Annotated in this window: 9 protein-coding genes; 4 read left to right on the top strand and 5 right to left on the bottom strand. The window is 71.8% G+C overall.

The genetic code is table 11. The features are described 5' to 3' along the window. Positions 1 to 723: PAS domain S-box protein (locus ROTAS13_RS13440; RefSeq protein ID WP_171979101.1), on the bottom strand; the 723-nt coding region annotated here is incomplete at its 3' end. Positions 724 to 1,013: 290 nt separating this feature from the next. Here ROTAS13_RS13440 and leuS point away from each other — a divergent pair. From leuS to ROTAS13_RS13420, 4 genes are all read left to right on the top strand, one after another. Beyond that, positions 1,014 to 3,596 (top strand): leucine--tRNA ligase, encoded by a 2,583-nt coding sequence (gene leuS, locus ROTAS13_RS13435; RefSeq protein WP_075822592.1) that lies wholly within the window; start codon positions 1,014 to 1,016, stop codon positions 3,594 to 3,596. Between the two features lie 11 nt (positions 3,597 to 3,607). Next, complete coding sequence (gene lptE, locus ROTAS13_RS13430) at positions 3,608 to 4,156, top strand: LPS assembly lipoprotein LptE (protein ID WP_051005027.1); 549 nt, start codon at positions 3,608 to 3,610, stop codon at positions 4,154 to 4,156. A 38-nt stretch (positions 4,157 to 4,194) separates the two neighbouring features. Further along, complete coding sequence (gene holA, locus ROTAS13_RS13425; RefSeq protein WP_075822591.1) at positions 4,195 to 5,229, top strand: DNA polymerase III subunit delta; 1,035 nt, start codon at positions 4,195 to 4,197, stop codon at positions 5,227 to 5,229. Between the two features lie 134 nt (positions 5,230 to 5,363). After that, a complete protein-coding gene (locus ROTAS13_RS13420; RefSeq protein WP_019463047.1) occupies positions 5,364 to 5,714 on the top strand; it encodes a hypothetical protein in 351 nt (116 codons plus the stop codon). A 359-nt stretch (positions 5,715 to 6,073) separates the two neighbouring features. Here the strand turns inward: ROTAS13_RS13420 and ROTAS13_RS13415 are convergent, their stop codons facing one another. The 4 genes from ROTAS13_RS13415 to ROTAS13_RS13400 all read right to left on the bottom strand — a co-directional run. Beyond that, positions 6,074 to 6,931 carry a ParB/RepB/Spo0J family partition protein gene (locus ROTAS13_RS13415; RefSeq protein WP_075822590.1) on the bottom strand — a complete coding sequence of 286 codons (858 nt, stop codon included), beginning with the start codon at positions 6,929 to 6,931 and terminating at the stop codon, positions 6,074 to 6,076. Between the two features lie 20 nt (positions 6,932 to 6,951). Then, positions 6,952 to 7,836 carry a ParA family protein gene (locus ROTAS13_RS13410; protein WP_075822589.1) on the bottom strand — a complete coding sequence of 295 codons (885 nt, stop codon included), beginning with the start codon at positions 7,834 to 7,836 and terminating at the stop codon, positions 6,952 to 6,954. Continuing rightward, positions 7,823 to 8,416 carry a 16S rRNA (guanine(527)-N(7))-methyltransferase RsmG gene (gene rsmG, locus ROTAS13_RS13405; RefSeq protein ID WP_019463050.1) on the bottom strand — a complete coding sequence of 198 codons (594 nt, stop codon included), beginning with the start codon at positions 8,414 to 8,416 and terminating at the stop codon, positions 7,823 to 7,825. Before rsmG ends, ROTAS13_RS13410 begins: the two co-directional genes overlap by 14 nt. Continuing rightward, positions 8,413 to 9,754, bottom strand: a 1,342-nt coding sequence (locus ROTAS13_RS13400; protein ID WP_075822588.1) for an FAD-dependent oxidoreductase, incomplete at its 5' end; no start/stop codon positions are given. The genes ROTAS13_RS13400 and rsmG, both read right to left, overlap by 4 nt.

Below are 9,754 nucleotides of genomic sequence, written 5' to 3'. Positions count from 1 at the left end.
CGCCTTACGGTGGAGCTGTGCGTAGATGTGATCAAGAGACAGCTCCTGGCCGGTCGGCCGGCCGGTGGCGGCGACGATCTTGTCCAGCCCTTCCATCCGCAGCCGCAGCAGCGTGGCGGTGGCGTCCGGCTGGCCGAGATGCGCGGCCAGCACCTCCCGCAGCCGGCTGTGGTTGGGCAGCCCCGTCAGCTCGTCCACATAGGCGAGGCGCTCGATGCGGGCGGCGGCGGCATGCAAGGCCGTGTTGTCGCGGATCACCGCGACGAAGTGCTGCCCTCCGTCCATCTCCACGTCGGACAGGCTCAGATGGATCGGCACCGGGCGGCCGTCGCGGTGCCGGGCGATGGTTTCCCGCCCGATGCCGACGACGCGCGGCGTCCTGCTTTCCCGGTAGCGCGCCATGTAGCCGTGGTGCTGGCCTGCTTCCTGGGAATTCACCAGGATGGCGACGTTGCGGCCCAGCAGCTCCTCCGGCGCCCAGCCCAGGATGCCGAACATCTTGCGGTTGGCATAGGTGATCCGGCCGGTCGCGTCGGCCACCACGATGCCCTCGGCGACATTGTCCACCACCGCCTGGAAGCGATGGGCCGCCGCGTGGTCCTCGTCGGCGGGCGGCGAGGGGTGTGTGGCGGCCGGGGGCGATGCCGCGGCCCCCGCCAGGCCGTGCGGGACGGTTCCGGCGTCCTGGGCTTCCCCCGGACGGCCGGCCGCGTCATCCGCCATGCCGGTGCATGCCGGCTGGGCCCGGCACGCGGTGACAGAGGTCATTCAGGTTCCACAACTGAGACGTGTTTCGGTTTTCGTCCTTCATCCTAGAGGATGCAATCCGAAAGGTTAACTCTGCTTCCCGATCCCCGCCCTTCCCACCGCCATCCAGGCGGCTTAATCCTGGCGGCAATTCCGGCCGGATGCCGGGCTCTTCCAGGGTTTCCCATGGGCTTCGCAGCCCGGCGGCGGCTTCCGGAAAGGCCGGGCCGCCCCGGCCGCGCCTCTGCTGAGACAGCCGGAACGAGATGACTGACGCCGCCACGCCTGCCCGCTACGACTTCGCCGCTGCCGAACCGCGCTGGCAGGCGGAATGGGAGGCGCGTGGCTGCTTCGCCGTTCCCGACGTGCCCGACGGCACGAAGCCCAAGGCCTATGTGCTGGAGATGTTCCCCTACCCCTCCGGCAAGATCCATATGGGGCATGTGCGGAACTACACGCTGGGCGACGTGATCGCGCGGCACAAGCGCGCCACCGGCCATGCCGTGCTGCACCCGATGGGCTGGGACGCCTTCGGCCTGCCGGCGGAGAACGCGGCGCGCGACCGCGGCGTGCATCCGGCGAAGTGGACCTACGCCAACATCAGCGCCATGCGCGCCGAGCTGAAGCGCATGGGGCTGAGCCTGGACTGGAGCCGGGAGCTCGCCACCTGCGACCCGGAATACTATGGCCAGCAACAGGCGCTGTTCCTGGATTTCTGGAAGGCCGGGCTGGTCGAGCGCAAGGAGAGCTGGGTCAACTGGGACCCTGTGGACGGCACCGTCCTGGCCAACGAGCAGGTGATCGACGGGCGCGGCTGGCGTTCCGGCGCCATGGTCGAGAAGAAGTCGCTGAGCCAGTGGTTCCTGTCCATCACCCGCTTCGCGCCGGAGCTGCTGGAGGCGCTGGACGGGTTGGAGCGCTGGCCCGAGCGCGTGCGGACGATGCAGGCGAACTGGATCGGCCGCAGCGAGGGTGCGCGGGTGCGCTTCGCGCTGGAGCAGCCGGTGGACGGCATCCCGGAGGTGGAGGTCTTCACCACCCGGCCGGACACGCTCTTCGGCATGAGCTTCCTGGCGGTCGCCGCCGAGCATCCGCTGGCCGCCGCGGCCGCCGCGCGCGATCCGGGGGCCGCGGGTTTCATCGCCGAGTGCCGCTCCGCCGGCACCTCCGAGGCGGCGATCGAGCAGGCGGAGAAGCGCGGCTTCGACACCGGCTTCCGCGTGCGGCACCCCTTCATCGAGGGCGCGACGTTTCCCGTCTGGATCGCCAACTTCGTGCTGATGGAATACGGCACAGGCTCGCTCTTCGGCTGCCCGGCGCATGACCAGCGCGACCTGGACTTCGCGCGGAAATACGGGCTGGACGTGACGCCGGTGGTGCTGCCGAAAGGTGGGGACGCCGCCACCTTCACGGTGGGCGACATCGCCTTCACCGAGGACGGCGTGATGATCAACTCCGGCTTCCTGGACGGCAGGGACACCGCCTCCGCCAAGCGCGCCGCCATCGACGCGCTGGAGGAGAAGGGCGCCGGCCGCGGCGTGGTGAACTGGCGCCTGCGCGACTGGGGCGTGTCGCGCCAGCGCTACTGGGGCTGCCCGATCCCGGCGATCCATTGCGAGGCCTGCGGCGTCGTGCCGGTGCCGGCGGAGCAGCTTCCGGTGCGGCTGCCGGAGGACGTGGACTTCTCGAAACCCGGCAACCCGCTGGACCACCACCCGACCTGGAAGCACGTCGACTGCCCGCGATGCGGCGCGAAGGCGCGGCGCGAGACGGACACCTTCGACACCTTCGTGGACAGTTCCTGGTACTTCGCCCGCTTCACCGCGCCGCGCGCATCGACGCCGCTGGTGGCGGAGGCGGTGAACCACTGGATGCCGGTGGACCAGTACATCGGCGGCATCGAGCACGCGATCCTGCACCTGCTCTATTCGCGCTTCTTCACCCGCGCGCTGCACGGCATGGGGAAGGTGGCCACGCCCGAGCCCTTCGCCGGACTGTTCACCCAGGGCATGGTGACGCACGCCTCCTATCGCGCCGCGGACGGCCGTTGGCTCTATCCGGAGGAGGTGGAGATCGCCCCCGACGGGACCGCCACGGCAAAGGCGACGGGCGAGGCCGTGACCATCGGCCGCGGCGAGAAGATGTCGAAGTCGAAGAACAACACGGTCGATCCGGGCGCGATCATCGACCGCTTCGGCGCCGACACGGCGCGCTGGTTCATCCTCTCCGACAACCCGCCGGACCGCGACATGGAATGGTCCGAGGGCGGCGTCACCGGCGCGCACCGCTTCGTGCAGCGCCTGTGGCGGCTGGTGAGCAATGCCGTGGCGGACCTGCCCGCGCCCGGCACCGGGCCGGGCGAGGCGGGCCGGGCGCTGCGCCAGGCGACCCACCGCACCATCGCGGCGGTGAGCGAGGCCTGGCAGAGCTTCGCCTTCAATGTCGGCGTGGCCCGCATCCACGAGTTCGCCAATACGCTGGAAGCGGCGAAGGACGCCGACGGCGCCGCGCGGCGCGAGGGGCTGGAGGCGCTGGCCCGGCTGATCGCCCCGGCCATGCCGCATCTGGCGGAGGAGCTGTGGTCGATGCTGCGCCCCGGCGGGGAGAGGCTGGTGGCGGAGCTGGACTGGCCCGAGGCCGATCCGACGTTGCTGGTGGCGGAAAGCATGACCATCGCCGTGCAGGTGCTGGGCAAGCTGCGCGCCACGATCCAGGTGCCGGTCGGGGCCGACGAGGCCGCGGTGGTCGCGGCGGCGGAGGCGGAGGAGAACGTGCAGCGCGCCATCGCCGGCAAGCCGGTGCGCAAGCGCATCTACGTGCCCGGCCGTATCGTCAACTTCGTCGTTTGAGGGGGAAAGACTTGCGCGAGCGCTGGAGCAGGCGGGCCCTTCTGGGCGTGACGGCAGGTGGCATGGCGGGGCTGCTCGGCGGTTGCGGCTTCCGGCCGCTCTATGCGCCGGGCGGCCAGTCGGCCGCCGCCGGCGCCACGCGGGAGGAACTGGCCTCGGTGCAGGTCGCCCTGATCCCGGAGCGCAGCGGGCAGCTCCTGCGCCGGACGCTGCAGCACCGGCTGGGCTCCGGCTATGGCGTGACGCCACGCTACGACCTGCGGGCCGCGCTGCAGATCGGCGTGGAGCAGGAGGGCTTCCGCCGGGATGGCGCGGCCACCCGCTCCCGCTATGTCGTCACGGCCCCCTGGCAGCTCTACACGGCCGCGGTGCCGCCGGTGCTGGTCGCCAGCGGCGCGGAGACGAGCGCCGATGCCTGGAACCTGCCGGACAACCAGTTCTTCGCGGCCGATGTCGCCTCCGAGGCGGCGCAGCGCCGGCTGATCGACCTGATCTCCAACGATATCGTGGAGAAGGTCGCCATCGCCCTGTCCTCGCAGGCGGCGGGCCGGAGCGCCTGACCCGGCCGCCCCGCGGACCGAGCTGAAGGAGCGGCGCCATGCCCAAGATCGAGGCGCGCCGCGTCGCCGCCTTCCTGCGCGATCCCGGCGCGGCACGGCTCGTGCTGCTCTATGGCGACGACCCCGGCCTGGTGCGGGAGCGTTCCGATGCGCTGCTGCGCGCCGTGGTCGGTGGCGACGATCCCTTCCGTGTGGCGGAGCTGGCGCGCGACCAGGCGCAGCGGGGCGGTGCCCTGGCAGGCGAGGCGGCGGCCCTGGCCATGACCGGCGGACGGCGCTTCGTGCGTGTTCGCGATGCCACGGATGCCCTGGCCCCGGCGGCGCGCGAGGTTCTGGCCGGGCGCGGCGAGGCGCTGGTGGTGCTGGAGGCGGGCGAACTGCCGAAGTCCTCCCGCCTGCGCGCCCTGGCCGAAGGGCCAGGCGAGGCGGTGGCGGTGGAATGCTGGCGCGAGCGCGGCGAGGCGCTGACCGCCAGCATCGGCGAGATCCTGCGCGAGGAAGGGGTAAAGGTGGAGCCTTCCGCCCTGGGCTGGCTGAGCGAGCGGCTGGGCGAGGACCGCCGCCTGATGCGCCGCAGCCTGGAAAAGCTCGCCCTCTATGTCGGGCCCGGCGGCACGGTGGGGGAGGAGGATGTCCTCGCCTGCCTCGAAGAGGGGATCAGCGCCGAGATCGGCGAGGCGTTGCTGAGCGCCACGGCGGGCGAGGTGCCGCGCACGGATGCCCTGCTGGAAGGCGCCTTTTCCGAGGGGATCAACCCGGTGGCAGCGATCCGCGCTGCGCTGCGTCATGTGCAGCGGCTGCATCTGGCCGCGCTGGCTGTCGCGGCAGGGCAGCCGCCCGGCACGGCGATGCAGGCGCTGCGTCCCCCCGTCTTCTTCCGCGACAAGCCGGGCTTCGAGCGGGCGCTGCGGATCTGGCGCCCGGCCGCCCTGGCCGAGATGGGCGCCATGCTGCTGCGGGCCGAGGCGCGGGTGAAATCCGGCGGCACCGGCAAGCCCGTGCCCGACCGCGCCGTGGCGCGCGAGGCGGTGATGGCCCTGGCCCGCAGGGCGGCCACGCTGGCACGGCGTTAGGCGCCCAGCCGCCGAACCGGTCGGAAGGATGGCCGGAAGATGACCATTCTGTGCGCTCCGATACAGTCGCGCCCGGAGAAAGCCTGCATCCTGCCCGGCACGTTCGGTCATCCCTGCCGAGCCCGGAGCCAGACATGCGCGAAGCCCTGACGCATTCCCAGCCGGTCCCCCTGGAGCCTGAAGGGCCGGTTCCGGCCCTGGCCGTCAGGGGAGCCACTGTCCTGCCCTCCGCGGAGGAGGCAGAGGCCAGGCTGGTCCGGGACTGGCTGGTGGTCGAAGGCATCCAGCGGCTCCTGGAGGAGCTGCATCCGGATATGCTGGAGCTCTTCGGGGATGTGCTGGAACAGGCGGCCCGCGATCTCCGCACCCGCTCCACCGGACCGCGCCTGCCGGAACCCCTGGCGGCGCGGAAAGCGGAAGGCGTCCGGCCCCGGGGCAGGGGACGGGCGGCACAGGCCCCACGCGTCCGGCCCCCGCTCATCTGACCCCTGCTGGTGAGTGTTGCGCTTCGTGGCTGACCGCCGGGGGAGAGGCTCTGCCTCTCGCCCCGGACCCCCTCTCCGCCAGGGACCGAAGCCGGTCCCCGGACCCCGGGCTTGCGTTGGCGCTGGTGGTAACCGTTACCCTGCGGCCTGATCCCTGGGAGCAGGTGGAGAGGCGGGGCTCCCGAAAAGAAAGATACCGTGTCCGCGCCTGTGGCACCGGCAGTCCGCCGGAGAGCGATGCTCTCCGGCGCGATCCGGCGTCAGACAGAACCAACGAAAATGGGTCCAGGGCCCGCAGGGTCCTGGCGGATAGGGGGTCCGGGGGAAAGGCGGCGCCTTTCCCCTGGGAGGGTGCAACGTCAGGCGTCGCCCGGATGCGGTGCCGTGCCTGGTTTCAGCAGGCGCAGGACGCTTTCGAGCTGGTCGAGGTCCCGCCAGGACAGGACGAGCTTGCCGCCCTTGCCGGAACGCCGGATGGCCACGCCGAGGCCGAGGCGCTCGCCCAGGTCCTTTTCCAGCGCCTTGGTTTCCGGGTCCGACACTGTGCGGGCGGCATTGGGCCTGGCCGGGGTGGCGGCGGCCAGGGCCTCGGTCTGGCGGACGTTCAGCCCCCGGGTCACCACCTGTTCGGCCAGGGCCACGGGGTCGTCGGCGGTCAGCAGGGCGCGGGCGTGGCCGGCGGTGAGGGAGCCGGAGGAGAGCAGGGCGCGCACCTTGTCCGGCAGGTTCAGCAGGCGCAGCGTGTTGGCGACATGGCTGCGGCTCTTGCCCACCGCCTGGCCCAGCGTTTCCTGCTTCAGGCCGAAATCGTCGAGCAGGCGCTGGTAGCCGATCGCCTCCTCCAGCGGGTTCAGATCCTCGCGCTGCAGGTTCTCCACGAGGCCGGCCGCCATGGCGGTGCGGTCGTCGAAGTCGCGGACGACGACCGGCACCTCGTGCTGCCTGGCGAGCTGCGCCGCGCGCCAGCGGCGCTCGCCGCCGATGATCTGCCAGACGCCGCTTGTCCCGGGCTTCGGCCGCACCAGGATCGGCTGCAGGATGCCGTGCTCCCGGATGGATTCCGCCAGCTCCTGCAGAGCCTCCTGTTCCATCGGGCCGCGCGGCTGGAAGGGGCCGGGCTCCAGCGCCTCGATCGGCAGCATGCGCTGGTGGTCGCTGGGGGAGGCGGTGGCGGCGACGGCGACGGGGGCATCACCCAGCAGGGCCGACAGGCCCATGCCGAGACGGGCAGGCTTCTTCACGGGGTCTCCTTCTCGGCGGCTTTTTCCTCCTCGGGAGCAGGGCCTGCCGTGCGCTTGCGGGCGCGTTCGCGCTTCAGCAGCTCGGCGGCAAGGCGGATATAGGCCTGTGCGCCCGCCGAGCGGGAATCGTAGAGGATCACCGGCAACCCGTGGGAGGGCGCCTCGCTGACCCGGACATTGCGGGGAATGGTGGTCTCGAAGACCTTGTCCTTGAAGAAGGAGCGCACATCGGCACCGACCAGTTCGGACAGGTTGTTGCGCCGATCCACCATGGTCAGGACGATGCCTTCCAGCTCCAGCGCCGGGTTCAGGCCGCGCCGGACGCGGTCCAGCGTGCGGGCGATCTGGGAGACGCCTTCCAGCGCGAAGAACTCGGCCTGCAGCGGCACCAGCACGGAATGCGCGGCGACCAGCGCGTTCAGCGTCACTAGCCCCAGCGAGGGCGGACAGTCGAAGATGATGCGGTCGTAGTCCTTCAGCACCTCGCCTCCGGCATCGAGCGCATCGACGAGGCGGCGCTCGCGCTTCTCCTCGTTCACCAGCTCGACCTCCGCCGCCGCGAGATCGGCATCGGCGGGGAGGAGGGAGAGGTTGGGGATCTGCGTCGGGGCGATCACCTCGGCGAGGGTCTTCTGGCCGGTGAGCAGCGCATAGGTGCCGGCGCCGCGCTGGGCGCGCGGGCTGCCGAGGCCGGTGGAGGCGTTGCCCTGCGGATCGAGGTCGATCAGCAGCACCCGTTCGGTGGAGGCCAAGGCGGTGGCGAGGTTCACCGCGGTCGTGGTCTTGCCCACGCCACCCTTCTGGTTGGCGAGGGCGAGGCGGTGGGCCGGTCGGGAGGAGCCGGGGCCACGCCGCCGGGGAGAGGTATCAGAGGCCGGCACGTCGTATCCCGGAGATGCGGAGAAGAGTGGCGGAAGGGTCGGTCCCGCTGGGGAACCGTTCCACCGCCATGGACCATGAGGGGGTGGCCTCGGTCAACTCGGCCTCGGCGGTTTTGCCTTTCGGAAACAAGGCAATGCCCTCCGGCGCCAGGAAGCGCGCGGCATAGGGCAGCAGCAGCCTGAGCGGCGCCAGTGCGCGGGCGGTCAGAACGCCCAGCGGGGGGAGGGTGGTGTCCTCGATCCGGCGTGGGTGCACGGTGACGTTGGTGGCGCCCAGCTCTCCCGCCACGGCCTGGAGGAAGGCGGATTTGCGCTTGTCCGACTCCACGAGGTTCCAGAGTCGCCCGGGCTCGGCCAGGGCCAGCACCATCCCCGGCAGCCCGCCGCCCGATCCCAGATCGGCAGCGGGGGCCTGGTTGCCGGGAAGGAGGGGGAGGAGCTGGAGCGAATCCTCGATATGCCGGGTGCGGAAGGCAGCGGCGTCGCGCGGGGCGATCAGGTTGATCCGCTCGTTCCAGCGCAGCAGCATCGCGGCATAGGCATCCAGCCGTTCCCGCGTTTCACGTGGAACCGGGATCATGCCGCCACCCCGCGCGGCTTCTCGGACAAGCGCCGCAGATGCCCGGCCAGCGCGGCGACGCCCGCCGGGGTGATGCCCGGCACGCGCCCGGCGATGCCCAGCGTGGCGGGACGGGCGGCGTCGAGCCGCTGGCGCATTTCGGTGGAAAGGCCAGGGACCATGGCGAAATCCAGCCCTTCGGGAATACGGAGACGCTCCTCCCGTTCCAGCAGGCGCATCTCGGCCTCCTGCCGACGCAGATAGGGGGCATAGAGCGCCTCGGCCTCCATCTGAGCCAGCACGGCCGGAGCGAGACCGCGCAGCCAGGGGAAGGCGAGGCCGGCATCCGTGCCGGGCAGGGCGAGCACCTCCAGCACCGTGCGCCGCTTGCCGTCCTCGTTCACCGGGATGCCGGCGGCGTTCAGGGCGCTGGGCGTGGCGCTCTCGGTGCGGGCGCGTTGCAGCGCCGCCTCGACCGCCCGGCCGAAGCCGGCGAAGCGGGCGGCGCGTTCCGGCCCGACGCAGCCCCAGCTCAGGCCGAGCGCGGTCAGCCGCAGCCCGGCATTGTCGGCCCGCAGCGAGAGGCGGTGCTCGGCCCGCGCCGTCAGCATGCGGTAGGGCTCGCTCACCCCCTGGGTGGTCAGGTCGTCCACCAGCACGCCGAGATAGGCTTCGGAGCGGAGCAGCAGGCGGTCCTCCCGGAGCCCCCCGGCCCGGGCGGCGGCGTTGAGCCCGGCCAGCAGCCCCTGCGCGGCCGCTTCCTCATAGCCGGTGGTGCCGTTGACCTGCCCCGCCAGGAAGAGACCGGGCACCGACTTGGCCTCCAGCGTCGGGCGCAGGGCACGCGGGTCGAAAAAATCGTATTCCACCGCATAGCCCGGGCGCAGGATCACCGCCCGCTCCAGCCCTGGGATGGTCGCGATCATCGCCGCCTGGACTTCCGCCGGCAGGCTGGTGGAGATGCCGTTGGGATAGATGGTCGGGTCGTCCAGCCCCTCCGGCTCCAGGAAGATCTGGTGCCGCTCCCGCTCCGCGAAGCGTACCACCTTGTCCTCGATGGAGGGGCAGTAGCGCGGGCCGCGGCCGGTGATCTGGCCGGAATGGATCGGTGCCTCGTGCAGCCTGGCGCGGATCAACGCATGGGTTTCCGGGGTGGTGGCAGTGATGCCGCATTCCACCTGCCGGTTCGCGATCCGCTCCGTCATCCAGGACAGCGGTTCGGGCACCGCGTCGCCCGGCTGCATCTCCAGCGCGGCCCAGTCGATCGTCCGCCCGTCCAGGCGTGGCGGCGTGCCGGTCTTCAGCCGGGCGGTCGGCAGGCCCAGCGCCTCCAGCGCCAGGGCCAGCCCGACCGAGGGC

The sequence above is a fragment of the Roseomonas sp. TAS13 genome, assembly GCF_001950415.1.
GTDB classification, from domain to species: domain Bacteria; phylum Pseudomonadota; class Alphaproteobacteria; order Acetobacterales; family Acetobacteraceae; genus Roseomonas; species Roseomonas mucosa.
The sequence above is the reverse complement of the archived record's forward strand: the minus strand, read 5'-3'. Positions and strand labels throughout refer to the sequence as shown.